The organism is Actinoplanes sp. SE50/110, assembly GCF_900119315.1.
In the GTDB taxonomy this organism is placed as follows: Bacteria; Actinomycetota; Actinomycetes; order Mycobacteriales; family Micromonosporaceae; genus Actinoplanes.
On the sequence record NZ_LT827010.1, the window covers coordinates 6,218,170 to 6,241,463 of the forward strand.

Annotated in this window: 22 protein-coding genes; 11 read left to right on the forward strand and 11 right to left on the reverse strand. The window is 73.3% G+C overall.

Annotation, left to right across the window (positions count from 1 at the left end):
- Window positions 1-129: 129 nt before the first annotated feature.
- Window positions 130-1,119 (forward strand): daunorubicin resistance protein DrrA family ABC transporter ATP-binding protein, encoded by a 990-nt coding sequence (locus tag ACSP50_RS27850; protein WP_043512316.1) that lies wholly within the window; start codon window positions 130-132, stop codon window positions 1,117-1,119.
- The gene (locus tag ACSP50_RS27855) at window positions 1,116-1,937 is read left to right on the forward strand and encodes an ABC transporter permease (protein ID WP_014692640.1); all 822 of its coding nucleotides are present in this window, start codon (window positions 1,116-1,118) and stop codon (window positions 1,935-1,937) included. Before ACSP50_RS27850 ends, ACSP50_RS27855 begins: the two co-directional genes overlap by 4 nt.
- On the opposite strand, the gene ACSP50_RS44895 is transcribed toward ACSP50_RS27855, so the two are convergent.
- Together ACSP50_RS44895 and ACSP50_RS27865 are read right to left on the reverse strand one after the other, a co-directional pair.
- Window positions 1,919-5,602 (reverse strand): BTAD domain-containing putative transcriptional regulator, encoded by a 3,684-nt coding sequence (locus tag ACSP50_RS44895; protein WP_014692641.1) that lies wholly within the window; start codon window positions 5,600-5,602, stop codon window positions 1,919-1,921. The two genes, ACSP50_RS27855 and ACSP50_RS44895, sit on opposite strands and share 19 nt — an antisense overlap.
- A 228-nt stretch (window positions 5,603-5,830) precedes the next feature.
- Complete coding sequence (locus ACSP50_RS27865; protein ID WP_014692642.1) at window positions 5,831-6,061, reverse strand: hypothetical protein; 231 nt, start codon at window positions 6,059-6,061, stop codon at window positions 5,831-5,833.
- A 90-nt stretch (window positions 6,062-6,151) separates the two neighbouring features.
- Between ACSP50_RS27865 and ACSP50_RS27870 the strand changes: the two genes are divergently transcribed.
- The 3 genes from ACSP50_RS27870 to ACSP50_RS27880 are packed head-to-tail and all read left to right on the forward strand — an operon-like array spanning window position 6,152 to window position 9,134.
- Window positions 6,152-8,152, forward strand: a complete 2,001-nt coding sequence (locus tag ACSP50_RS27870; protein WP_043512320.1) for a phosphocholine-specific phospholipase C — start codon at window positions 6,152-6,154, stop codon at window positions 8,150-8,152.
- A gap of 53 nt (window positions 8,153-8,205) precedes the next feature.
- The gene (locus tag ACSP50_RS27875; RefSeq protein ID WP_014692644.1) at window positions 8,206-8,424 is read left to right on the forward strand and encodes a PLD nuclease N-terminal domain-containing protein; all 219 of its coding nucleotides are present in this window, start codon (window positions 8,206-8,208) and stop codon (window positions 8,422-8,424) included.
- Window positions 8,421-9,134, forward strand: coding sequence for an NUDIX domain-containing protein (locus ACSP50_RS27880; RefSeq protein WP_014692645.1), 714 nt, complete (start codon window positions 8,421-8,423; stop codon window positions 9,132-9,134). The genes ACSP50_RS27875 and ACSP50_RS27880 overlap by 4 nt, the downstream gene beginning before the upstream one ends.
- Here ACSP50_RS27880 and ACSP50_RS27885 read toward each other — a convergent pair.
- From ACSP50_RS27885 to ACSP50_RS27895, 3 genes are all read right to left on the reverse strand, one after another.
- On the reverse strand, window positions 9,053-10,303 hold the full coding sequence (locus tag ACSP50_RS27885) for a hypothetical protein (RefSeq protein WP_014692646.1): 1,251 nt from the start codon (window positions 10,301-10,303) through the stop codon (window positions 9,053-9,055). The two genes, ACSP50_RS27880 and ACSP50_RS27885, sit on opposite strands and share 82 nt — an antisense overlap.
- The gene (locus tag ACSP50_RS27890) at window positions 10,300-10,650 is read right to left on the reverse strand and encodes a purine phosphorylase family 1 (RefSeq protein ID WP_014692647.1); all 351 of its coding nucleotides are present in this window, start codon (window positions 10,648-10,650) and stop codon (window positions 10,300-10,302) included. Before ACSP50_RS27890 ends, ACSP50_RS27885 begins: the two co-directional genes overlap by 4 nt.
- Window positions 10,651-10,804: 154 nt before the next feature.
- Complete coding sequence (locus ACSP50_RS27895) at window positions 10,805-11,140, reverse strand: hypothetical protein (protein WP_014692648.1); 336 nt, start codon at window positions 11,138-11,140, stop codon at window positions 10,805-10,807.
- Window positions 11,141-11,342: 202 nt separating this feature from the next.
- Between ACSP50_RS27895 and ACSP50_RS27900 the strand changes: the two genes are divergently transcribed.
- Window positions 11,343-11,768, forward strand: coding sequence for a PRC-barrel domain-containing protein (locus ACSP50_RS27900; RefSeq protein WP_014692649.1), 426 nt, complete (start codon window positions 11,343-11,345; stop codon window positions 11,766-11,768).
- Here ACSP50_RS27900 and ACSP50_RS27905 read toward each other — a convergent pair.
- The 4 genes from ACSP50_RS27905 to ACSP50_RS27920 form a co-directional block, all read right to left on the reverse strand.
- A complete protein-coding gene (locus ACSP50_RS27905) occupies window positions 11,756-13,477 on the reverse strand; it encodes an ABC transporter ATP-binding protein (RefSeq protein WP_014692650.1) in 1,722 nt (573 codons plus the stop codon). The two genes, ACSP50_RS27900 and ACSP50_RS27905, sit on opposite strands and share 13 nt — an antisense overlap.
- Complete coding sequence (locus ACSP50_RS27910) at window positions 13,474-15,060, reverse strand: ABC transporter ATP-binding protein (RefSeq protein WP_099344178.1); 1,587 nt, start codon at window positions 15,058-15,060, stop codon at window positions 13,474-13,476. Before ACSP50_RS27910 ends, ACSP50_RS27905 begins: the two co-directional genes overlap by 4 nt.
- Before the next feature lie 111 nt (window positions 15,061-15,171).
- Window positions 15,172-15,699, reverse strand: a complete 528-nt coding sequence (locus ACSP50_RS27915) for a GNAT family N-acetyltransferase (RefSeq protein WP_155123640.1) — start codon at window positions 15,697-15,699, stop codon at window positions 15,172-15,174.
- A gap of 88 nt (window positions 15,700-15,787) precedes the next feature.
- Window positions 15,788-16,228 (reverse strand): hypothetical protein, encoded by a 441-nt coding sequence (locus ACSP50_RS27920; RefSeq protein WP_099343892.1) that lies wholly within the window; start codon window positions 16,226-16,228, stop codon window positions 15,788-15,790.
- 102 nt (window positions 16,229-16,330) lie between these two features.
- On the opposite strand from ACSP50_RS27920, the gene ACSP50_RS27925 reads away from it, so the two are divergent.
- The 4 genes from ACSP50_RS27925 to ACSP50_RS27940 all read left to right on the forward strand — a co-directional run bounded on the left by ACSP50_RS27925 (window position 16,331) and on the right by ACSP50_RS27940 (window position 19,881).
- Window positions 16,331-17,017, forward strand: a complete 687-nt coding sequence (locus tag ACSP50_RS27925; protein WP_043512326.1) for a response regulator transcription factor — start codon at window positions 16,331-16,333, stop codon at window positions 17,015-17,017.
- The gene (locus tag ACSP50_RS27930; protein WP_014692655.1) at window positions 17,014-18,252 is read left to right on the forward strand and encodes a HAMP domain-containing sensor histidine kinase; all 1,239 of its coding nucleotides are present in this window, start codon (window positions 17,014-17,016) and stop codon (window positions 18,250-18,252) included. Before ACSP50_RS27925 ends, ACSP50_RS27930 begins: the two co-directional genes overlap by 4 nt.
- A gap of 193 nt (window positions 18,253-18,445) precedes the next feature.
- Window positions 18,446-18,859 carry a PadR family transcriptional regulator gene (locus ACSP50_RS27935; protein ID WP_014692656.1) on the forward strand — a complete coding sequence of 138 codons (414 nt, stop codon included), beginning with the start codon at window positions 18,446-18,448 and terminating at the stop codon, window positions 18,857-18,859.
- On the forward strand, window positions 18,856-19,881 hold the full coding sequence (locus ACSP50_RS27940) for a hypothetical protein (protein ID WP_014692657.1): 1,026 nt from the start codon (window positions 18,856-18,858) through the stop codon (window positions 19,879-19,881). The genes ACSP50_RS27935 and ACSP50_RS27940 overlap by 4 nt, the downstream gene beginning before the upstream one ends.
- 331 nt (window positions 19,882-20,212) lie before the next feature.
- Here the strand turns inward: ACSP50_RS27940 and ACSP50_RS27945 are convergent, their stop codons facing one another.
- Together ACSP50_RS27945 and ACSP50_RS27950 are read right to left on the reverse strand one after the other, a co-directional pair.
- Window positions 20,213-20,875 carry a response regulator transcription factor gene (locus tag ACSP50_RS27945; RefSeq protein ID WP_014692658.1) on the reverse strand — a complete coding sequence of 221 codons (663 nt, stop codon included), beginning with the start codon at window positions 20,873-20,875 and terminating at the stop codon, window positions 20,213-20,215.
- Window positions 20,863-22,176 carry a histidine kinase gene (locus ACSP50_RS27950; protein ID WP_014692659.1) on the reverse strand — a complete coding sequence of 438 codons (1,314 nt, stop codon included), beginning with the start codon at window positions 22,174-22,176 and terminating at the stop codon, window positions 20,863-20,865. The genes ACSP50_RS27945 and ACSP50_RS27950 overlap by 13 nt, the downstream gene beginning before the upstream one ends.
- A 193-nt stretch (window positions 22,177-22,369) precedes the next feature.
- Between ACSP50_RS27950 and ACSP50_RS44265 the strand changes: the two genes are divergently transcribed.
- Window positions 22,370-23,260 carry a triacylglycerol lipase gene (locus ACSP50_RS44265; RefSeq protein ID WP_231956729.1) on the forward strand — a complete coding sequence of 297 codons (891 nt, stop codon included), beginning with the start codon at window positions 22,370-22,372 and terminating at the stop codon, window positions 23,258-23,260.
- Window positions 23,261-23,294: the final 34 nt, after the last annotated feature.

Genomic DNA, 23,294 nt, shown 5'->3' on the forward strand with positions numbered 1-23,294 from the left:
CTCAGGTCGGTCCGACCATTGCCGCCCGGCGCCCCGGGGCGAACCGCCTGACAGCCGGCTGGCACCACCGTGCCAGCGCCGTGTGCGGATCATGCCAGCGCCCTCCCCCACGCTCTGTCCCGTAGACGGATGAGGGGGACGATCGTGGACGATCTCGTAGTGCGGGCCGAAGGGCTGCGCAAACGCTTCGGCAAGACACAGGCGCTCGACGGGGTGGACCTGGCCATGCGCCGCGGCACGGTGCTCGGCGTGCTCGGACCCAACGGGGCCGGCAAGACCACCGCGGTCCGGGTGCTGGCCACCCTGCTGCGCCCGGACGAGGGCACCGCGTACGTGGCCGGCATCGACGTGTTGCGCGAACCGCAGAAGGTGCGCCGCCGGATCGGGCTGACCGGCCAGTACGCGTCGGTCGACGAGGATCTGACCGGCACCCAGAACCTGGTGCTGATCGGCCGGCTGCTCGACCTGACCACCCGCGACGCCAAGAAGCGCGCCACCGAACTGCTCGCCTGGTTCGACCTGACCCAGGCCGCCGGCCGCCCCGCCAAAACGTACTCCGGTGGCATGCGCCGCCGCCTCGACCTGGCCGCCAGCCTCGTCGGCCACCCCGAGGTGATCTTCCTGGACGAGCCGACCACCGGCCTCGACCCGGCCAAGCGCGAAGACATGTGGGGTGTCGTGCGCACCCAGGTCGCGCAGGGCTCCAGCGTGCTGCTCACCACCCAGTACCTGGAAGAGGCCGACGCACTCGCCGACGAGATCGTGGTCGTCGACCACGGTCGGGTGATCGCGCAGGACACCCCGGACGGGCTCAAACGCCGGGTCGGCGGGCAGACCCTACGGATCCGGCCGGCCGACCCGGGCCGGCTGCCCGACGTGCTGCGCATCCTCGACGCGGTCGCCTCGCCCGGCACCACCGCCGCGCCGGACGCCACGGCCGGCTCCCGGCCCGGAGCCGCCTCGGTCCCGGTGACCACCGACACCGCGCTCGACGACGTGCTGCCCGCACTGCGCCGGGCCGGCATCGAGGTCAACGAGCTCGGCCTGCACCTGCCCAGCCTCGACGAGGTGTTCCACACCCTGACCGGTGGCGAGAAGAAGGATGAGGTCCTGGTATGACCGCGGCGGTCCTGGACGAAGTGACCTACACCGATCACGCGCGGGGCGGCCCCTTCCTCGCCCTGATCCGGCACAGCGCCGCCCTGGCCCAGCGCAGCCTGATCAAGACCATCCGCACCCCCGAAGCCCTGATCGACGTGACCATCCAGCCGGTCATCTTCCTGCTGATGTTCACCTACCTGTTCGGCGGCGCCATCGCCGGCGTCGGCGGCCGGCACACCTACCTGCAGTTCCTGCTGCCCGGCATGCTCGCCCAGTCGCTGGCGATGGGCGGGATCGCGCTCGGCCAGAACCTCAACGCCGACATCGAGAAGGGCGTCTTCGACCGGTTCCGGTCACTGCCGGTCTCCCGGTCCGCACCCCTGGTCGGCGCGGTCATGGCGGACATCATCCGGTACGTCACGGTCTGCGTGGTCACCCTGGGCATCGGCACGGTGATGGGCTTCCGGATCGAGACCGACGCCGAAGCCACCCTGGCCGCGGTCGCCCTCGCCATCGGCTTCGGCCTCTGCTTCGGCTGGATCTCGGTCTTCGTCGGCATGCTCGTGCGCACCTCGGGCGCCGTGCAGGGCGTGATGTTCCTGCTCGTCTTCCCGCTCTCGTTCGGCAGCAACGTGTTCGTCAAGACCGAGACCCTGCCCGGCTGGCTGCAGGCCTTCGTCAAGGTCAACCCGATCACCCACCTGGTCGGCGCGGAACGCGGCCTGCTCACCGGCGGCCCCGTCGCCCACCACCTGATCGCCACCCTGGCCTGGATGGCGTGCCTGCTGGTGGTCTTCGTCCCACTGGCACTGCGCGCCTACAACAAGCGCGCCTGACCTTCCAGTGCACGCAGCTGGCCCGGGTCCGCCCGGGCCAGCGCCGTGTGCGGATCCATCGTCCAGCCCACCGCGTACGCCTCGCTGAACCCGTCCTCGCCCAGCGCCGCCCGGCAGCGCCGGGTCAACTCGGCCACCTGCAACTCGGTCGGATCGTGCGACCCGCGCAACCGGGCCGCCGCCCCCAGCAGCTGCGCCGCCTCCCGATGCCGGCCCAGCAGATCGGCCAGCCCGGCGGCGCCCACCGCCACCATCGACAGGATCGGCATGTCACGCGTCTGCTGTGCCGCCGCGTACGCCGCGATCAACGCCTTTTCGGCCCGCACCGGATCACCGTGGTGCAACGCCAGCGACGCCCGCACCGTCTGAACGATCGCCGTGCCGTGATCGCCGTCGAAGAAGCCGCCCGGCCCGCCGGACAGGCCACCCTCGGCCCGGGCCACCAGCTCCTCGGCCCGGGCGAAATCCCCCATGCCGACCATCGTGCCGGCCTCCAGGGCATCGATCAGCAGCATCATCTCCGGCGTCATCGCCCGGGCCGCCCGGAGCCGCGCCGCCTGCACCGCGATCAGCGCCTCCTGCGGCTCCCCGCGACGCATGTGCAGGTCGGCCCGACGTAGATCGATGAAGATCTCATCGCCGAGGTCGAGCGAACCGAACTCGCCGGCCAGCGCCTTCGCCAGGGTCAGGTCGGCCAGCGCGCCGTCCAGATCACCCTCGTACTGCCGCAGCAGGGCCCGCAGCGGCAACGTGGTCGCCTGCCCCCACCGGTCCCCGGCCGCCCGGAACCCGGCCAGCGCATCCGTCACATCCACCCGGACCTGCGCCACATCCCCGTTGTTCTCCGCCACCTGGGCCCGGAACAATCGGGCCAGCGCCGCCACCCACTGATCCGGACCGGACACCAGCTGCGCCATCCGCTCCTGCGCCGCCGCCTCCTCCTGCGCCATGAACAGCACCACCGTGGACAGTGCGCCGACCATCCCGGGCAGCTCGGCATGCCGGTTCAGCCGCACCGCCAGACTTCGCAGCCGATCCTGCCGCTGCTGCGCCGTCTCCGTCACCATCACCCGGTCCGCACTGACCCGGTTCAGCGCCAGCACCGCCTCCGCGGTGTCGGTGACCAGCGGATCCCGCTCCCCCGGCAGGCTCAGCGCCTCGTGCAGCCAGAACGCCGCATCCGCATGCCGGCCGAACATCTGCCAGTACCAGACCAGACTCAACGCCAGCCGGGTCGCGCCGTCCGCATCCCGCTCGTCACACAGATGCCGCAGCGCGGCCAGCGCATTGTCATACTCGGCCCGCAGCACCCGCAACGCGTCCAGTTGCTCGGCGGTCCGCAACCGCGGATCGTGCTCGGCCACCACGCCGGCCAGGTGACGCGCCGCCAACCCCCGCGTCGCCACCAGCGCGTGCTGCTGGGCCAGCCGGTCGATCCCGTACTCCCGCAACGTCTCCAGCATCCGGTAACGGCCGTCCGGCGCCCGCTGCAACAGCGACTTGTCCACCAGCGCGGCCAGCAGATCCGGGATCAGCGCCGCCCGCACCTGCGGGCACACCGCCGCCGCCGAACCGGCCGTCACCCCACCGGGCAGCACCGACACCCGCTCGGCCAGGATCCGCTCGTCCTCGGCCAGCAACTCCCAGCTCCAGGCGATCACCGCGCGCAACGTCCGGTGCCGGGGCAGCGCCGTCCTGCTCCCCGTCGTCAGCAGGCGGAACCGGTCATCGAGGCCGTCGGCCAACTCCCGCAGACCCAGCGTCCGCAGCCGGGCGGCGGCCAGCTCCAGCGCCAGCGGCAGCCCGTCGAGGCGCCGCACGATCTGCACCACATCCGCCACCGTCGACCGGTCCACCGCGAAACCGGGCAGCACCGCCGCCGCGCGCTCCGCGAACAGGCGCACCGCGGGTGCCCGCCGGGCCCGCTCCACCGCACCGTCCATGCCCTCGACCGCCGCCGGCGGCTGAGGCACCGATCGCCCGGCCGCCGCATGTCCCGACGGCGATTGCCCGGCCGCCGCATGTCCCGACGGCGATTGCCCGGCCGCCGCATGTCCCGACGGCGATTGCCCGGCCGCCGCATGTCCCGGCGGCGTCTGTTCGGGCAGGCCGAGCGGTCCGAGCGGCACCAGCGCCTCGCCGTCGACCGCCAGCGGCTCCCGGCTGGTCGCCAGGATCCGCAACCCCGGACACCGCACCAGCAGCGCCGTCGTCAGATGCGCCACCGCATCGATCAGATGCTCGCAGTTGTCCACCACGAACAGGCATTCCCGCCCCGCGAACTGATCCACCAGCACATCGACGTCCCCGCGCCCCTCCAGCCGCAACCCACCCTCGAAGATCGCCGCCGCCCGCAGCCCGGTAGCCGTCAGCACCGCCGCCGGCAACTCCCCGGACGCCGTCACCGAAGCCAGATCGATCAGCCACACCCCGTCCCGGAACTCCCCCCGCCGCCGCCGCGCCGCCTGCGTAGCCAGCCGAGTCTTCCCCGCCCCACCGGGCCCGAGCACGGTGACGAGCCGCCCGGCCGCGAGCAGGTCATCGAGCCGCGCCAGATCGGCCTCACGGCCGATGAAGCTCGTCAACGGTTCCGGAAGGTTGCTACCGCCCTGTTCCCTCTCTTCTTCCGGTCCGCCATCGCCCGGTACGCCGAGGCCACCCGCCCGCCCAGCGGCACCGTCAACCGCCGCATCGCGCCCGGCGCCACCGCCGGCCCGCCCGACACCGCGGGCACCCCCACCTGCCACCGGGTCGGCGCTCCCCGCCCCTGCCTCGCCGGCTCCTCGTGGTCCGGCCGAGACTCCGCCACCTCTCCCCGCCTGGCCGGCAGCCTCGGCTTCCGCTGAGCCGCCACGTCCGACCCCGGCCCGGCCCGCACCCACCGGGCCGGTCGTGCGCGTGCCGTCGCCGTACTCACCACGCAGCAGGCGCAGGTGCCGCTCGCGCAGCGCCGCACCGGGATCGGCCCCGAGCCGCTCGGCCACCTCCTCGCGCACCCGCTCGTAGAGCGCCAGCGCATCCGCCTGCCGCCCCTGCGCCGCCAGCGTGTCCATCAGCAGCGCGGTGACACGCTCGTCCAGCGGATGTTCCGCCAGCAGCCGCACCAGCCGCCCCTCCGCCGCGTCGAACCGCCCGAGCAGCAGATCGCTCTCCGCCACATCGGCGAACGCCGCCCCCACCGACCGCTCCAGCCGCAGCCCGACCGCCGCGGCCACCACCCCGACCTCGGCCGCGATCCCACCCCGGACCAGCGCCACCGCCGCCCCGAGCAGCTCCGCCGCCCCGACCGCGTCCCCGGCCCGCAGCCGCTGCCGCCCCTGCCCGGCCAGTCGCTCGAACCGCACCACGTCCACATCGTCGTCGCCGACCCGAAGCCGATATCCGCCCTCGTCCTGCGCCACCGCCTCGGCGTCCCCCAGCACCCGCCGCAGCCGCGAGACCAGCGATTGCAGCGCGTTCGCCGGATCCGCCGGCCGCTCCCGGGGCCACAGCGAGTCCACCAGCGTCCCGGCCCCGACCGGCCGCCCGGCTGCCAGCGCGAGCCGCACGACCAACCCCCGAAGCCGCGCGCCAGGCACCGCCAGATCCGCTTCATCCCGGCAGACCCGCAAACCACCGAACAGCTCCACCCGTAACCGCCCGGCACGCTCTCCGCGCTCGCTCACGCTGCGATCCTCTCCCGACCGCGCTACCCACACCAAACCGCTTTCCGCCACCCGCCGCCGCGCCACGACCGCCGCTCTCGTCGCTCTTGCCGGCGCGAGCCGCACCGATCACCACCCTTAGGCATCCTAGGAGGCTAGTTCGCCCTCATCCGGAAGCCACCGCGGTCGCGATGGCCGGGAGTGCGACGGTGAGCACGCCGATGTCGCGAGGACACCACGGCCGGTCGATCAGAATCGGCCGGCGCGTGGCACATCGGTGGTTTCGCGTTGCTCCGGGCAGCGGGCGAGGTACGCGTACCGGGCAATCGTCGCGGTGGCGACCAGGAGACCGGCCGCGAGTGACGGGATCGCCTGGCCCGCGACCGCCGAGACGGCCTGGCCGGCGGCGACGGCGACGGCGACGGCGACGGCGACGGCGACGGCGAATAGATCATCAGGAGTGGTCGGAGCCCCCGCCACCAGCGCACGGCGGGCAGTTTAGCCGGGGCGTATCAATCGGTACTCTTGAATGTCATGTCGAGTCCATCTGGAGTAACTAGGTTCCCCGGCGTGAGCAGCGTGGATCGTCGAAGCTTCCTGCAGATGCTGGGCATGCCGGCGGTGGCCGCCGCGATGCCCGCGGGGCTGGAGAAGGCCCTCGCCATTCCGGCGAACAACCGCACCGGGTCGATCGAGGACGTGGAGCACGTCATCTTCCTGATGCAGGAGAACCGTTCCTTCGACCACTATTTCGGCACGCTGCGCGGGGTGCGTGGGTTCGCCGATCCGCATCCGGCGACCCTGCCGAGCGGGAAGAGCGTGTGGCATCAGCGCAACGGGGACGGTGAACTGCTGCCGTTCCGGCCGGATGTGCCGGACCTGGGCGGCTCGTTCCTCCCGGACCCACCGCACGGCTGGGACGACACGCACGGCGCGTGGAACGGCGGGCGGTACGACGGCTGGGTGCCGAACAAGGGTGTCGAGACGATGACCCATCACACCCGAGCCGACCTGCCGTACCACTTCGCGCTGGCCGACGCCTTCACGGTGTGCGACAACTACCACTGTTCGCTGCTCGGGCCGACCGACCCGAACCGGTACCACATGTGGACCGGCTGGGTCGGCAACGACGGCACGGGCGGCGGCCCGGTGATCACCAACGCCGAGGCGGGGTACGACTGGACCACCTACCCGGAGCGCCTGGAGAAGGCCGGCGTCTCGTGGAAGGTCTACCAGGACGTGGGGCTCGGGCTGACCGCGGCCGGCTCCTGGGGGTGGACGTCGGACCCGTTCATCGGCAACTACGGTGACAACGCCCTGCTCTACTTCCACCGGTATCAGAACGCGCAGCCCGGTGACCCGCTGGCGGACCGGGCGAAGACCGGCACCGAGGTGAACCGACTCGGCCGCGCCCCGGAGCGACTGCTGACCGATTTCCGCACAGACGTGGAGAATGGCACGCTGCCGCGGGTCACCTGGATCGTGGCGCCGGAGGCGTACACCGAGCACCCGAACTGGGAGCCGCACAACGGCGCCTGGTACATCTCGCAGGTGATCGACATCCTGGCGTCGAACCCGGCGATCTGGTCGAAGATGGCGCTGTTCGTCACGTACGACGAGGAGGGTGGCTTCTTCGACCACCTGATCCCGCCGACCCCCGACCCGGCCCGTTCGACCGTCTCCACGGTCAACGAGATCTTCACCGGGGCCGGGCATCCGGCCGGGCCGTACGGGCTGGGCATCCGGGTCCCGATGATCGTCGTCTCACCGTGGACCCGCGGCGGCTGGGTCAACTCGCAGACCTTCGACCACACCTCGCTGATCCGGTTCCTGGAGCGCCGCTTCGGCGTCACCGAACCGAACATCACGCCCTGGCGGCGGGCCGTGGCCGGCGACCTGACCGGTGCTTTCGACTTCCGCACGCCGAACCGGCGGCCGGTGGACCTGCCGGACACCGCGGCGCTGAAACCGTCCGACCTGACCCGGCAGCCCGACCTGGTCCCGGTCCCACCGACCGAGGCGAGACTGCCCCGGCAGGAGCGCGGTGTACGTCCCGCCCGGGCCCTGCCCTACGCCCTGCACGCCGATCTCACCGGCGACACGCTGGTGCTGCGCAACGTCGGCCGGGCCACGGCGGTCTTCCACGTCCGGCCCTCGGGCGCCGACCCGGTGTCCTTCACCGTCGAACCGGGCAAGCACCTGACCGGCGACTTCACCGCCGCCGAGGTGGAGGTGCACGGTCCGAACGGCTTCTACCGCCGCTTCCGGCGCGGCACCTCCCCGATCGAAACCCGGGCGCGGTACGTCGAACACCACGACACGGTCCTCCTGGAGATCCGGAACACCGGCCGGGACCGCGCCGAGGTGACCGTTTCGGATCGGTACACCGGGCACGCGTCGACGCTCACCCTGCGCGGCGGCACCACCCGCACCTCGCAGATCAACACCACGAGAACCCGCGGCTGGTACGACGTGACCATCACCGTGGGTGACACCGTCCAGCAGTACGCCGGGCACCTGGAGAACGGTCGGGACAGCATCACCGACCCGGGCATGGGCGGACTGCTCTGATCCACACCGGAGCCGGGGACCCGTCGCGTCCCCGGCTCCGGTACAACAGGGTGATGCCGGAGAAGAAATCCTGGAGCGACCTCAGCCGCGGCCAGCAACGCGCGATCATGGCGCTGGCCGCCGCCGAGCTCGTGGTCACCACCGTCGCCCTCGCCGACCTGATCCGCCGCCCCGGCGTCCAGGTCCGCGGCCGCAAACTCGCCTGGCTCCCGGCCCCCGCCGTGCAGCCGTTCGGCCCCCTCGCCTACCTGCGCTGGGGTCGCCGCCGGTGATCGACCGGGAACACGAGCGGCTGCGCCTGGCGGTGGATCTGGCGATCCTCACCGTCCGGGAGGGCGGGCTCCAGGTTCTGATCATCACGCGGGGCAACGAGCCCTTCCAGGGTCGTCACGCGCTGCCCGGCGGCTTCGTCCGGCGCGGTGAGGACATCCACGACACGGCGGTACGCGAACTCGGCGAGGAGACCGGCCTCGACGGAACGACACTGCATCTGGAGCAACTGGCCGCCTACGGCGCACCCGGCCGGGATCCCCGCGGTCGGGTGGTCAGCGTCGCCTATCTGGCCGTCATGCCCGATCTCCCGTTGCCGACCGCCGGCTCGGACGCGAGCAGCGCGGCCTGGATGCCGGTCAACCGCGCCCGCTCCGGCCTCGCGTTCGACCACGACGTCATCCTGGCCGACGCGGTGGAGCGGGCCCGCACCCGGCTGGAGTTCACCACCCTGGCGGCCGCGTTCTGCGGGTCATCGTTCACCATCGGCGATCTGCGAGCCGTGTACGAGGCGGTGTGGGGCGCCCCGGTCGATCCGCGCAACTTCAACCGCAAAGTCATGCACACCAGCGGTTTCGTCGTGCCGACCGGAGCGAAACGTGCCGCCGACGTGGGGCGCCCCGCCATCCTCTACCGGCGCGGCTCGGCGGTCTCCCTCTTCCCACCCATCCTGCGGACCGGGTCGTCGTCCGGATCCGACGAGCGTGGATGACGCGCATGCCACCAGGCCCGCCCCTCCGCGGCGACACCCTCCAGCATGAACAGCGTGGAACGCAGGCCCGCCGCGTCCATCGACGCGTCCGCCACGATCCGCGGATCCTCGACTGCCGGGTCCGCCTGGGTGGAATCGGTCGCCCGCACCTCGACGTTCTCGCCGCTGATCAGCGAGAGATCGAAGTCCCGGGCGCCGTCGTCGCCCTCCTCCACCCGGACCGCCGCGACCGCCTCGAACCGGTAGTTCATGCGATTCCAACTGTGGAAGGTCCCCTGCGCGAATCTCAGATCCACCTCGATCTGCCGGACGCCTTCACGGGTCAGTAGAAAAACTACGATCCGGTACGTCGAATAGCGCCATGGCCCGTTGGGTATCCGGGCATTCCGGCAGTTCGGCCCGGGCGCCTCCAGCGAGGCATACGTCTGGATCTCGTCCCTGCGGAGCTGGTACCGGCTCATCGTCTGGTCCAGGAGGACCTGAACATCGCAGTCCAGCCACTCGGCCATCTGAGCGTCGCTGGGCCGGTCTGCGAGGGGATACACCCGAGCTGCCCGCGGATCCGGCTCGAAGAACTTCCATACCCGCTTCTCCCGGTTCGCGGCTCGCTGCCTGCGGATCGCCGAGGCGATGTCCTGGCGCCACACGTCGTTGCGGACCGCGTCGCGCAACAGCAGGCCGAGGTGCCGATGGATCTCGTCCTGTGGCTTGTCGTCCAGGCCGATCAGGCATTCCGTGATCGACGTGGACTGGCCGGCCCCCGACTCGGCGGCATCCAGGACCTGGCCGATGACCCGGATCCCCCGGGTCCACCGGTCGGCTCCGGGCACGCCGGCGGCGGTCTCGCGCGCCTTCTCCAGGCGGTCCCGCTCGGTGGGGGACAGTTCGCGGAGCGTACGCCTGCTCAGGTACGCCAGAAGCCAGTAGAACCAGATCTCCGCGGAGGTGTGCCCGGCATGCACGACCTCCTCCATCAGTTTCCTGGCCGTGGTGATCGACCGGCTGTCGAGATGCGCCTTGGCCGCCTGGAACTTCTCGGCCGGGCTGGCATCCGGCGGCACCACGAGTTTCAGGTCGCCGTGAACGACGCCCTGGAATCCCACCCGGGCGTTGTCACCCGCATGGTTGTTGGTGGTCGTGGTCGGGGGCCTGTTGTCCGAGGACTTCATCGCCGGCCGCTCCCCGTCGCGTCGTCCCAGAATCCGGCGCCGAAGTGGACGTCCCCGGCGATGGTGCCGCCTTGCATGCCGACCCGCGCGTTGCCGGTGACGGTGTTGTGGTTCTCCACCGTCACCGGCTCCGCCTGCCGGGCAGCCGACGGTGCGGCCGTCCGCCTCGGCCTGATCTCGGCGGCCAGGGCGGCGGCGAAGGCGGCGGCGTGCTCAGCGGCCCGCGGCTGCCAGGATGCGCCGTCGCTGGCGGCCTTCGTCCCGTTGGCGAAGTCGCTGATGCCGCGGATCACCGCGACCGGCGCCGCGTTCAGGTGGCCGGCCTTGGCGACGCCGGCGGCTTCCATCTCGATCGCCAGGGCGCTTCGACGCTAGATTAATGTCGAATTGACATTAACTACCGCGACGTGCCGTTCCAGCAGGCCGCGAATAGCGACATTCAGCCGAGCGGGGCGGCCCCGGTCCGGCTCGATCGGAGCTGATCCGCGGCGACCCGGCGGCTCAGGCCGGGGTGACCCAGTTTCCGGGGGTGGTGCGCAGCGCCCGGACCAGGTCGGGGGCGGCGCGGTAGGTGACGTGGCCGCGCGGGCAGGTCAGGGTGTAGATCAGGTCGGCGTGGTGGCGGAGCAGCATGGCCTGCAGGGTGGCGCGGTCCGGGTCGCCGGGGAGGTCGCCGGCGAGCAGTTCGCGTTCGACGGCGGCGCTGCGGCGGGGCATGATCTCCCAGCCGGCCGGGGCCCGGAGCATCAGCTGGGCCGGGAAACGGCGGTGGAGGGCGTCGGCGAGCACGTCGCCGCAGGCCGGGCAGAGCAACTGCTTGCGCACCGTCCATCCCATGGGCCCAGCCTGCACCAGTTGCCCCGGCGGTGCCAGTCGGGTTGCGAGACGGACGGATCGGGTATCCGCATCCGTAGCTGCTGATCTTCCCGCGACGACGCGATCGGGGGGACGACGCGATGCGGAGCGACGAGGCGGGGGGCGCCGACGGCGAGGCGATGGCGGCCGACGACGCGATGGCGAGCGACGAAGGGTGGCGGGGATGACGACGCCGAACACCGGGATCGAGCTGGTGAGGCTGAGCGACAGCGACCAGATGGTCGGCGACCCGGCCGAGGACGTCCGCGGCCGGCAGGTGCGGGACCGGGACGGGCACGAGCTCGGCCGGGTCGACGACCTGCTGATCGACCCGGCCGAGCACCGGGTGCGGATGCTGTGCGTGGCGCACGGCGGGATTCTCGGCTTCGGCGCGACCTCGTCGTTCGTGCCGATCGAGGCGATCCGGGCGATCGACGACGACGTGGTGCACGTGAGCGAGCCGAAGCAGATCGTGGCCGAGGCGCCGCGGTACGACCCGGCGCTGATCGACGCGAGCGAGTACTACAACGAGTTGTACCGGCACTACGGGTACGCGCCGTTCTGGAGTGGCGGCTACCTGTACCCCGGATATCCGTACTACCGCATCTGATCGGCGCGGTGCCAGGACCGCCACAGCGCGGCGTAGGAGCCGCCGGCGGCGATCAGCTCGTCGTGCGTGCCGAGTTCGATGATCCGGCCGTCGTCCAGCACCGCGACCCGGTCCGCGTCGTGTGCGGTCTGCAGGCGGTGGGCGATGGCGATCACGGTACGGCCGTGCAGGACCGCCGCGAGCGCCCGTTCCGCGTCGCGGGCGGCGGTCGGGTCGAGCAGCGCGGTCGCCTCGTCCAGGATCACCGTGTGCGGGCCGGCTAGCAGCACCCGGGCCAGCGCCAGCTGCTGTGCCTGCGCCCCGTCCAGCGGCTGCGCGCCGAGGTCACGGTCGAGGTCGTCGGCCCAGGTGGCGCCGACCGTGGCGAGTGCCCGGCGCAGCTCGTCGTCCGGCGCGGCGACCATCAGGTTGTCCCGCAGCGACTCGCGGAACACGTGGTGATCCTGGGTGACCAGGACCACCTGGCGGCGCAGCAGCTCGGGCGGCAGGCCGGCGATCGGCACCCCGCCGACGGTGACGGTGCCCGCGGTGGGCCGGTCGACGCCGGCGAGCAGCCGGCCGAGAGTGGACTTGCCGGCCCCGGACAGGCCGACGACGGCGAGCCGCTCCCCCGGTCGTACGGTCAAGTGGATGTCGTGCAGAACGTCGCGGCCGGAGTCGTAGGCGAACCGCACGTCGCGGACCTCGATCCGGTCGCCGTCCGGCGTGCGGTCCCGGATCACCGGCGGCGCCTCGATCCGGACCAGGCCCTCGACCCGGGCGAACGACGCCGCGGCCGACTGCAGCTGCTCGATCCGGATCAGCAGCGTGTCCAGTGGGTTGATCAGCTGCCGCAGGTAGAGCACGGCCGCGCCGACGGTGCCGAGGCTGACCCGGTGGTGCAGGTAGAGGTAGCCGCCGAGCAGCAGGACCAGCATCACCGGCACCGCGTAGAAGGTCTCGGTGACCGGGAAGAACACGCTGCGCAGGCGGAGTGTGAACAGGCGGGTGCGGCGGGTCTCGTCGATCGCCGCGTGCCCGGCCGCGAGCCGCCGGTCGGCCAGCCCGAACGCCTCGACGGTGCGGGCGCCGGAGGTGGTCGCGGCCAGCTCGTCGGCCAGCCACGAGTTCGACTCGCCCTCGCGCAGGTAGGCGTCCCGGGCGCGGCGCAGATACCACCGGGTGGCGAACCAGATGCCGGAGAGGCCGAGCACGCCGACGATGCCGAGCAGCGGGTCGAGCAGCACCACGGCGACCACGATGAAGACCATCTCGGCCAGGCCGATCAGGATCCTGGGCAGCACGTCGCGCAGGGTGGTGGCGACCGCGTCGACGTCGGTGGTGCCGCGGGCCGCGAGGTCGCCGGCCGGGACCCGCTCGACCACCGAGGCGGGCAGGCTCAGCGCGCGGCGCAGGAACGTCTCCCGGATCCGGGCCGAGGTGCGCTCGCCGAACCGGAAGGCCAGTGCGAGGGCGAACCGGGACAGCAGGACCTGGGCGATCGCGCAGCCGAGCACGGCCAGGGCCAGCCGGTCGACCGCGTGCACCCCGCCGCCGGTGGCGACCGTGTCGATCACCCGGCCGAGCAGCCACGGCGAGCCGAGGCCGGCGAGCGCGGCCAGCGAGTTCAGCAGGGTCATCGCGGCGACCGAGCGCTTGTCGGCGGCGATCAGAGCGAGCGCGGCCCGGGCCACCTGCCGCTGGTCGGCGATCGGCAGGGCGGCGCTCACCGGTCGTCGCCGAACACGCGGGTGACCAGGGCGCGGTAGCCGGGGTCGGTGTCGAGCAGCTCGCGGTGTGTGCCGCTGGCGGCGACCCGGCCGGCGACCAGGTAGTGCACCGTGTCGGCGCGGTCGAGCAGCACCGGCGAGGTGGTGGCGACCACGGTGCCGCGGCCCCGGCGGGCGGCGGCCAGGCGTTCGGCGATGGCCGACTCGGTGTGCGCGTCGACCGCCGAGGTGGGCTCGGCCAGCAGCAGCATCTCCGGGTCGGCGTGCACCGCCCGGGCCAGCCGGAGCCGCTGCCGCTGGCCGCCGGAGAGGTTGCGTCCGTCCCCTTCGACGTGCCGGCCCAGGTCGTCGGCCACGTCGTGCGCCACCGCGGTGTCGATCGCGACCCGGATCAGGTCGTCGTCCGGGTCGTGGCGGCCGGCGACCACGTCGCGCAGCGGGCCGGCGAACAGGGCGGCGGCGTTCTCGGCCACCAGGATCCGGTCGCGGACCGCATCCCGGTCCAGCCGGTCGAGGCGGTGGCCGGCCCAGGTGGCGCCGCCCGGCGTGTACCGGCCGAGGCGGTCCAGCACCTCCACCGCGTCGGCCGGGCGGGCGCCGGCCAGCGCGGTCAGCCGGCCGGGCTCGGCGGTCACCCCGGACTCCGGGTCGTGCAGCGCGGCCGGGCCGGGCGGGGGCGGGTCGCCGGCCGGGTCGTCCAGCGGCAGGCGCAGGAAGGCGGTGACCCGGCGGGCGCCGACCACCCCGTACGCCAGATCGAAGCCGCAGAAGATCAGCACACTGGCCGGGATGACCAGCAGCGCGGTGTAGCCGTAGACCGCGGTCAGCTCGCCGACGGTGATCTCGCCGGTCACCGCCATCCGGGCGGCGACCCAGACCACCCCGGCCAGGAAGATCATCGGCAGCCCGTCGCCGAGCGCGTTCACCCAGCTGGACGGGCGGCCCACCCGGTAGCCCTGATCGCGCAGCCGGGCCGACTCGCGCACATAGCGCTCCAGGTGGGTGGCACTGCCGCCGAGCCCGCCCAGCACCCGCAGGCCGCCGATCACGTCGACCAGCCGGGCGTTCAGCGCGCCCTGTCGCTCCCGGTATCGCGAGCCGGCCCGCTGAGTGCCGGCCAGCAGCGGGATGACCAGCAGCGCGAGCAGCGGCACCCCGGCCAGCACGACCAGGGACAGGATCGGGGCGGTGTGGCCGAGCAGCACGCCGATCGTGATGCAGGCCAGCACCGAGCCGACGCCGACACCGCCCACGTTCATCCCCCGGCCGATCTGCCACACGTCGGAGATGCCGATGGTGACCACCTCGCCCGCGGTGATCCGACGGGGCAGCGCGGCACCGAGCCGGACCGCGTGGGTGAGCACCAGGTCGGCGGTGCGCAGCGCGGCGTCGACCCGCAGCCGGGTCATGTTGCGGTGGCGCAGGATGCCGAGGATCGCATTCGCCAGGCCGACCGCGAGCACCCCGAACGACCAGGCGACCAGCGGCCCGGGTCGGCGCGGCGTGACCCCCTGGTCGATCGCCTGCTGGATCAGCCAGGGCATCGCGGCCAGGCTGAAGAACCACAGCGAGCCGAACGTCATGCCGAGCGCCAGCCGCCCCCTGACCTGCCCGGCCAGCCACCACAGATAACGCCCGGGTCCCCGTCGCACACCTGACATCCTGCCTGGGGCGACCGGCCGGCGGGAAGAGGATTATCGCAGCGCGCGCCGCATCCGCAGGCTGCGGATGTGATCGTCCTCTCGGGACAGATCGGCCTGCACGGTCGCCATCGGCTGGAAGCCGCGTGAGCGGTAGAAGCCGATCCCGGGGCCGTCACCGAGGAACACCGACAGCCACACCTCGGTGCCGCCGGCCTCCCGGATCTGCGCGATCACCCGGTCCAGCAGCAGCGTGCCCAGTCCGCGGCCGCGCTCCGCCGGATCCAGATAGATCAGGTGCAGCTCGCCGATCCCGGGCCGGGTCAGGCCGCCGCCGGCCGCGCCGACCAGCCGGTCACCCTCCTCGGCGACCTGGTAGCCGAACCAGCGCGGCGGGTCGGCCGGCACCTGACGCGCGACCCGGGCCGCGCCGAAACAGATGCCGGCGGTCCGCTCGATGTAGCCGGGCGGGAGCAGCTCACGGTAGGCAGCCCGATACGCGGCCGTGCAGATCTCCGCTATCCGGTCGGCGTCCATGTCGGTCGCGGGTCGGGCGACGGCGGCGAGCGATGGTCCTGGCACGGCAGACAGGGTAGATCAATCCCGGGACGCGATCCGATCGCGCGGCACCCGGGCGGTGCGCCGGTTGCCGGAACACCGCGGCCGGCCCTCAGTCCTCGACCACCCGCGGACTGCCGTTCACACAGGCGAACCGCACCTTCACCCGGACGTGGTCGTCCCGCACGCCGCGGAACTCCCCTTCGCGGGCACTCTGCTCGTGCACCGCGAAACCCTGCGCCGGGGACATCGAGGTGATCCCGTCGCAGTCGGCGACCACCGTGCCGCCCCGGGTCGGGAACGAGGACACCACCGGGGTCGTCGGGGCGGCGGTCGCCGGCGACGCGGTGGGCAGCGCCGACGTCGGGATCGGAGCCGGCCCGGCCTGCGCGAGTTCCCGCTCCACGTCCGCCTCGCTGCGCGCGGTGTCCGCCTCCCGATTCGTCAGGCCGGCCCCGACCAGGCCGATCCCGACCACCCCGACGAGCACGGCGAGGACCGCCGCGACCACCCACCCCGCGACGATCACCACACGCTGTCCCACTCGGCTCACCGGGCCACTATGCGCCCGGGATCGCTAAGCCGCCGCCGGGACCGGGATAAGGGACGGTTAAGAACCGCCCGGGCGGCCCGGCCCAGCCGATACCGTGCAGCCGTGGCGAGACTGCTGTTGATCGAGGACGACCCGGCGATCCGGAACACCCTGCTGCGCGCCCTGCGGGATCGTGGGCACGCGGTGGCCGCGGCGCCCGCGGCGATGGCGGGACTCCAGACCGCCCTGGCCGAACGACCGGACCTGATCGTCCTCGACCTGGGCCTGCCCGACCTCGACGGCCGGGAGCTGCTGCGGATGCTGCGCGCGGTCAGCCGGACCCCGGTGATCGTCGCGACCGCCCGGGACGAGGAGACCGAGATGGTCCGGCTGCTCGACGCGGGTGCCGACGACTACGTGGTGAAACCGTTCACCGCGGCGCAGTTGGACGCGCGGATCCGGGCCGTGCTGCGGCGCGGCTCCGCCACCCCCGGCGAGACGGAACCGGCCCTGGTCGTCGGCGGGCTGCGGATCGACGTGGCGGCCCGCGAGGTCACCCTGGACGGGACCGGGGTCGACCTCACGCCCCGCGAATTCGACCTGCTGCACCACCTCGCGGCGCGGGCCGGTCAGGTGGTGACGAAACGGGAGCTGCTCAGCGAGGTGTGGCAGGTGCCGTACGGCGGGGCGGACAAGACCGTCGACGTACACCTGTCGTGGTTGCGCCGCAAGCTCGGCGAGACCGCGACCGAACCGCGCTACCTGCACACCGTCCGCGGGGTCGGGGTCAAGCTGAGCGAGCCGGCGTGAGGGCCCGGCTGACCCTGCTGGTCGCGGCGACCACGGTGCTGGTGCTGCTGGCCTTTCTGGTGCCGATCGCGCTGCTGCTGCGTCAGGTCGCCCAGGACCGCGCGCTGAGCCAGGCCAACACGGTGGTCCGCACGATCGTGCCGTTCGCCGTGGGGGACGTCCCGGCGTTGCGGACCGCGGTCACCGGGCAGGCCGTGCCGGTCACCGTCTTCCACTGGGACGGCACCGTGGTCGGCGCCCCGGCCACGGTCACCCCCGCGGTCCGGCTGGCCGCCGCCAAAGGCCAATCGTTCACGGTCAGCACCCCCGCCGGCCGCGAGGTCGTCGTCCCCGTGGTCGGCGCCCGCGGCACCAGCGTCATCCGGACCGTCGTCGCCGATGCCGACCTGACCCGCGGCGTCTCCCGCTCCTGGCTCACCCTGGCCGGCCTCGGCGCCGCCCTGCTGCTGCTCGGCCTGCTGGTCGCCGACCGCCTGGCGCGCACCATCATCGCCCCGATCACCCAGCTCAGCGCGGTCTCGCACCGCCTGGCCGGCGCCGAACTCACAGCCCGCGCCGCCCCCGCCGGCCCACCCGAGCTGCGCGAGGTCGCCGGCGCCCTGAACCACCTGGCGACCCGCATCCAGGACCTGCTCGCCGCCGAACGGGAACGGATCGCCGACCTCTCACACCGTCTGCGCACCCCGCTGACCGCCCTCCGCCTGGAAGCCGAATCCCTGCAGGATCCGACCGAATCCGCCCGGGTCGCGGCCGCCGCCGACGGCGTCGCCCGGGCCGTCACCGCGGCCATCCAGCAGGCCCGGCGCGAGGTCACCCACCAGCCGGCCGGTTGCGACGCCACCGCGGTGGTCAGCGACCGGGTCGCCTTCTGGCAGGTCCTCGCCGAGGACACCGGCCGCCCGGTGACCCGATCACTTCCGGACACTCCCCTGCCGGTCGCGGTCGCCGCCGACGACCTGGCCGCGGCCCTGGACGCGTTGCTCGGCAACGTCTTCGCGCACACCCCGGACGAGACCCCGTTCGCGGTGACCCTCACCGCCCGCCCGGGCGGCGGCGCGACCCTGACGGTCGCCGACGAGGGCCCCGGCTTCCCGGCCTCCGCCACCACCCGCGGCGCCTCGGGCGGCGACTCGACCGGCCTCGGCCTGGACATCGCCCGCCAGATCGCCACCGGCTTCCACACCGAGGGCGGCCCCGGCGGCGCCGTCGTCCGCCTGGAGCTGCCCGCCCCCTGACCCCGCGCCGCCCCTCCTGGCCGCCGCGCCGCCCCTCTTGGCCGCCGCGCCCCTCCTTCCCGGCCGCCGCGCCCCCGCCATCCTGGCCGCCGCGCCGCCCTTCCTGACCGCCGCGCCGCCCCCTCCTGGCCGCCGCGCCGCGCCCCGGGCGGCGGGCTGACGGCATACCTTCGCAGCCGATATATTGCGGGGCGTGGAAACGCCTCTGCGCGAACCGACGTTCCTGATCCTGACCGCCCTGGCCGGCGAGCCCCTGCACGGCTACGGCCTGGTCGCCGAGGTCAGCCGCCTCTCCGAGGGCCGCATCACGCTGCGCCCCGGCACCCTGTACGGCGCCCTGGACCGCCTCACCGACGCCGGCCTGATCACCGTCGACCGCGAGGAGACCGTCGACGGCCGGCTGCGCCGCTATTACCGCCTCACCGACCGGGGCACCACCCTGCTCACCGAGGAGACCGACCGCATGCGCCGCAACGTCGAAGCCGCCACCACCCGCCTCCGACTCGCCCCGTCGCCCGCCCGCCGGGGCCGCCGCACGCCGGGCACCACCTTCGGCCGGAGCCTCGCTTCGCCCGGCACCGCTCTGCGCCTCGGAGGCTGGGCATGACCGATCTGGAACGCCGTTACGCCCGGCTGATCCACTGGTGCTACCCGGCCGCCTACCGCCGGGCGCGCGGCACCGAGATCCTGGGCACCTACCTGGACTCGGTCTCCCCGGACCGCCGTCGTCCCACTCTCGCCGACACCGTCGACCTGGTCACCGGCGGCCTCCGCGAGCGGGTCCGCGCCTGCGGCCTCGCCGACCTGGCACCCGGCTTCCGCCTGGCCGGCACCTTCGCCATGATCACCGCCACCGCCCTGGCCGCCGGCTGGTCCGTCGTCGAACTCGTCCGCCGTTTCGCCTGGGACGACCCCCGGCCGGGCACATTCACCTCGATCGGCATCCTGGTCTGGGCGTCGTGGCTGCTCGCGTCCGTCGTGCACGTCGCCGCCCCGGCCAGATGGGCACGTCCGGCGGTCATCGCGGCCCTGCTGATCACGGTCGGGATCGCGCCGCTCGCCGACCTTCTCGCCCGACTCCGGCCGCCGCTCTTCGTCCTGCTTCCGCAAGCCGCACTCGGCCTGCTCGCCCTGGCCGGTGCCGGTCGCGGCCGGCTCGCCGTCCGCCTGCTCCCGGCCGCTGCCGCCGCCGCGATCACCGCCACCGCCCTGGCCGCCGGGGTGCTCGCCGGCCCGTACCTCGACCCTTTCATGATCTACTACAGGGCCGCCGACCACGAACTTCCCGCGGCCGGCACGATCCTGCTGACGGCCGCCCTGGCCACCGCCTTCACCCTGTCGGCCCGGGGCGACCACCGGGGCGCCCAGGCCCTGCTGGCGCTGCCCGCCCCGATCGCCCTGCTGGCCATTCATCCGCTGACCGCGGCCATCACCGGCACCGCCGCGAACGTCCCCAACCCCACCTGGAGTTCCATGGCCGCGGTGGCGGTCCTCGTCATCGTCGCCGCCCTGACCGTCCTGCTCATCGCAGCCACCGCGTTGCGGCACCGCACCACCGCGGCTCCCCCCGCCCGTCCCCGATGCCCGACGTGTGGCGCCAACCGCCCGGCCGGGGCGGGCCGACGCTGATCCGGACGAGCCCTACCAGGCATCCGGAGCGCAATGACGACGCACTCCGGCCGCGAGCTCGGGCACTCACCTTCGTTCCAGCAGGCCAGGGATGCCGGGCACCGTATGCGGCATCCTCCGGCGGGAAAGCTTCGGCCCGGACCGCGGCGGCGCGACCATCCGGTGCCGCTCCCGCACACCATGCGGACCCGGGCCGGCCGGGAGATGGTCGCCAGATCCACGGCCGCCTGCGTGGTCAGCGCCGTGTGGTGCGCAACGACCGAGATGGCCGTTCCTTGCCGGAGCGCGGTCACGACCTCACGCAGAACGCCGTAGAGCGCGGCTGGTCGCGTCAGTCGTCCGGGCGGTCCGCGGCGAGGTAGGTGAGGACGGCCCGGACGCGGCGGTTGGTGTCGTTGTCGTCGGGGCGCAGGTGGAGTTTGGCGAAGATGGTCGTGGTGTATTTGCTGATGGCGCCCTCGCTCAGGAACAGGCGGGTGGCGATGGCGGTGTTGGAGATGCCCTCGGCCATCAGGGCCAGGACGGAGCGTTCCCGCTCGGTCAGGGTGGCCAGGGGGTCGGCGCGGCGGGGGTGGCCGAGCAGCTTGGCGACGACGGCCGGGTCCAGGGCGGTGCCGCCGGCGGCGACGCGGGTCAGCGCGTCGATGAAGTCGTCGGCGTCGAGCACCCGGTCCTTGAGCTGGTAACCCACGCCGCCCCGCGCGTCGGCGAGCAGCTCGCGGGCGTAGAGCTGCTCGACGTGCTGGGACAGGATCAGGACCGGCAGGCCGGGGATCTCGCGGCGGGCCGCCAGGGCCGCCTGCAGGCCCTCGTCGGAGAAGGTGGGCGGGAGGCGGACGTCGAGGATGGCGACGTCGGGACGCTCGGTGAGCAGGGCTTCGAGGGCGGCCGGTCCGCTGTCGACGGCGGCCGTCACCTCGTGGCCGTAGGCCTGGACGAGGCGGACCAGGCCGTCACGGAGCAGGAACAGGTCTTCGGCGATCACAACACGCATGGCACCGACACGGTAGCGCGGGTCGGCCCGCCGATGGGGCTGTCGATCTCCAGCGTGCCGCCGAAGGCCGCCAGCCGCCGCTGGATGCCGTGCAGACCGGAACCGGGCGCGGGTGCGGCGCCACCGGTGCCGTCGTCGGTGACGGTTGCGGTGAGCGTCCGGCCGGCATGTGCCAGGTCGACCGTGACCCGCCGGGCGTGGGCGTGTTTGGCGACGTTGGTGAGCAGCTCGGCGACGGCGAAGTAGAGGGCCGACTCCAGGGGGCGTTCGGGGCGGGCCGGGACGGCGGCGGTCACCTCCGTCGCGACCGGGAGATCCAGCGCCAGGGCGCGCAGGGCGTCGACGAGACCTCGCTCGACCAGGACGGGCGGGTTGATGCCGCGAACCAGGAGGCGCAGCTCGGCCAGGGCGGCCCGGGAGGCGGCCCGGGTCTCGGCGAGCAGGGCCTTGGCGGCCGCCGGGTCGGTGTCGACCATGCGCTCGGCGGCCTGCATGGACATGCCCATGGCGACCAGGCGGGCCTGGGCGCCGTCGTGCAGGCCGCGTTCGATGCGGTCCAGCTCGGCGGCCTGGGTCTCGGTCAGGTCGGCCTGCAGAGTCTCCAGCTCGGCGACACGGCGGCCGAGGCGGATGCGGGCGCCGGGGCCGAGGAAGCGGTCGGCGACCGGCCGGAAGATCCGCCAGGCGAACGGGGCGGCCGCGCCACCGGCGAGGATCAGCACGACACCCAGCGGGATCGCGACGGCGCCCCACGACGCGGGCCGGACGAGGGCCGCGAGCAGGCCGGCCGTGCCGGCCAGTGGCGGCAGGACGGTGACCGGGAAGACGGTCACGCCGGCGGCCAGCGCCCAGATGCCGTCCCCGGTGACCTGCGGATCGTGGAAGCGGGCGTGCATGGCGGAGCGGCGGCGGGCCTCGCGCTCCGTCTTGTGATACTCCCTGCCGTCCCACCAGAAGCCGGTGGCCATCCGGGTGACCGGGGCCGGCGGGTGGTAGGTGACCGCCAGGTCGCGGTCCAGCCAGCGGGCGGCCAGACGCCGGGCGGACCCGGCGAGCGGACGGCTGGTCAGCAGGTGGGTGATCCACAGGGCGGCGGCCACCCAGACGACCACGATCAGCACCTGTCCGGCGCCGATCAGGGTGCGCAGCGGCCAGGACAGGTGCCTGCCGTGCGTCCAGGTGCCGGCGAACAGCGCACCGCCCCCGGCGACGGTCACGCCGACCAGCGGCAGCACCGCGGTCAGCGCCGCCAGCCGCAGGCACCGGTAGAGGCCGCGCACGACGGCGAATCCCTTGTCCACAGCAGAGAAGTTACGGCGGTCGCGCGCGGACCGACACCGGGCCGGCCCCCGGATTCCGGTGGGGTCATCCCCACCGGGCCGGATTCCGGCGCGGGACGGGCACCTCGCCACGGTTGCGCCGCCCTGGTGGGCAATTTCGGGTTCGTGGAGCGGATCCGGCAACCGAAGGCGCGGGCGGATCGTTGCCGTCCACGTGAGCCTCGCGATCTTGCTGTCCACCGCCCTGCTGCTCGTGCCGGCACCGGCACACCGGCAGCCCGCGGATCTGCACTGCACCGGCGACCCGGCGAACGGCCGGACCCCGATCCTGCTGATCCACGGCACCACCTCGAACTCCCGCGCGAACTTCTCCTGGAACTGGGACCGCGCCTTCGACCACGAAGGTCGCGCACACTGCGACATCGACCTGCCGGACAGCGGCAACGGCGACATCCGGATCGCCGCCGGGCACGTCGAACGCGGCATCCGCTACCTCCACCGGATCGCCGGTACGCCGATCAGCCTGCTCGGTCACAGCCAGGGCGGGATGATCGCCCGCTGGGTCCTGAAGTTCGCCCCGGACACCCGCTCGATGATCGACGACTACGTCTCCCTGTCCGCCTCCAACCACGGCACCGACGAGTTCGTGGTGCAGTGCGCCGCCCAGACGGTGTGCTCGGCCGCGTACTGGCAGCAGCGCTCGAACGCGGCCTTCATCGCCGCGCTCAACAGTGGTCCGCAGACCTGGCCGGGGATCAGTTACACCCAGCTCTACACCCGGTACGACGAGATCATCCTGCCGTACCGCCGCTCCGCCCTGCCGCCCGCGCCGAACGTCACCAACCTCGCCGTGCAGGACCTGTGTCCCCTGGAGACGGTCGAGCACTTCGGCATGGCGTACGACAACGCGGCCTGGCTGCTGGCCATGGACGCCTTCGACCACCCGGGGCCGGCCCGGCTGTCCCGGGTGAGCCGGGCGACGTGCGGGCGCCCGCTGATGCCCGCGGTCGACCCGGTCGCCTTCCCGGCCGACGCCGCCGCCGCGCTCGCCCAGAGCGCCCGGTCGATGCTGGTCACCCCCCAGTTGACGGCCGAGCCGGAATAGGCGCTTGACCTCAAGCCGGGATGAGGTGCCACCG

Coding starts and splice junctions, on each gene's coding strand:
- ACSP50_RS27850 (WP_043512316.1), top strand. CDS start 130: ATGAGGGGGACGATCGTGGACGATCTCGTAGTGCGGGCCGAAGGGCTG.
- ACSP50_RS27855 (WP_014692640.1), top strand. CDS start 1,116: ATGACCGCGGCGGTCCTGGACGAAGTGACCTACACCGATCACGCGCGG.
- ACSP50_RS27875 (WP_014692644.1), top strand. CDS start 8,206: ATGCCGGAGAAGAAATCCTGGAGCGACCTCAGCCGCGGCCAGCAACGC.
- ACSP50_RS27885 (WP_014692646.1), bottom strand. CDS start 10,303: ATGAAGTCCTCGGACAACAGGCCCCCGACCACGACCACCAACAACCAT.
- ACSP50_RS27890 (WP_014692647.1), bottom strand. CDS start 10,650: ATGGAAGCCGCCGGCGTCGCCAAGGCCGGCCACCTGAACGCGGCGCCG.
- ACSP50_RS27895 (WP_014692648.1), bottom strand. CDS start 11,140: ATGGGATGGACGGTGCGCAAGCAGTTGCTCTGCCCGGCCTGCGGCGAC.
- ACSP50_RS27900 (WP_014692649.1), top strand. CDS start 11,343: ATGACGACGCCGAACACCGGGATCGAGCTGGTGAGGCTGAGCGACAGC.
- ACSP50_RS27910 (WP_099344178.1), bottom strand. CDS start 15,060: ATGACGTTCGGCTCGCTGTGGTTCTTCAGCCTGGCCGCGATGCCCTGG.
- ACSP50_RS27940 (WP_014692657.1), top strand. CDS start 18,856: ATGACCGATCTGGAACGCCGTTACGCCCGGCTGATCCACTGGTGCTAC.
- ACSP50_RS27945 (WP_014692658.1), bottom strand. CDS start 20,875: ATGCGTGTTGTGATCGCCGAAGACCTGTTCCTGCTCCGTGACGGCCTG.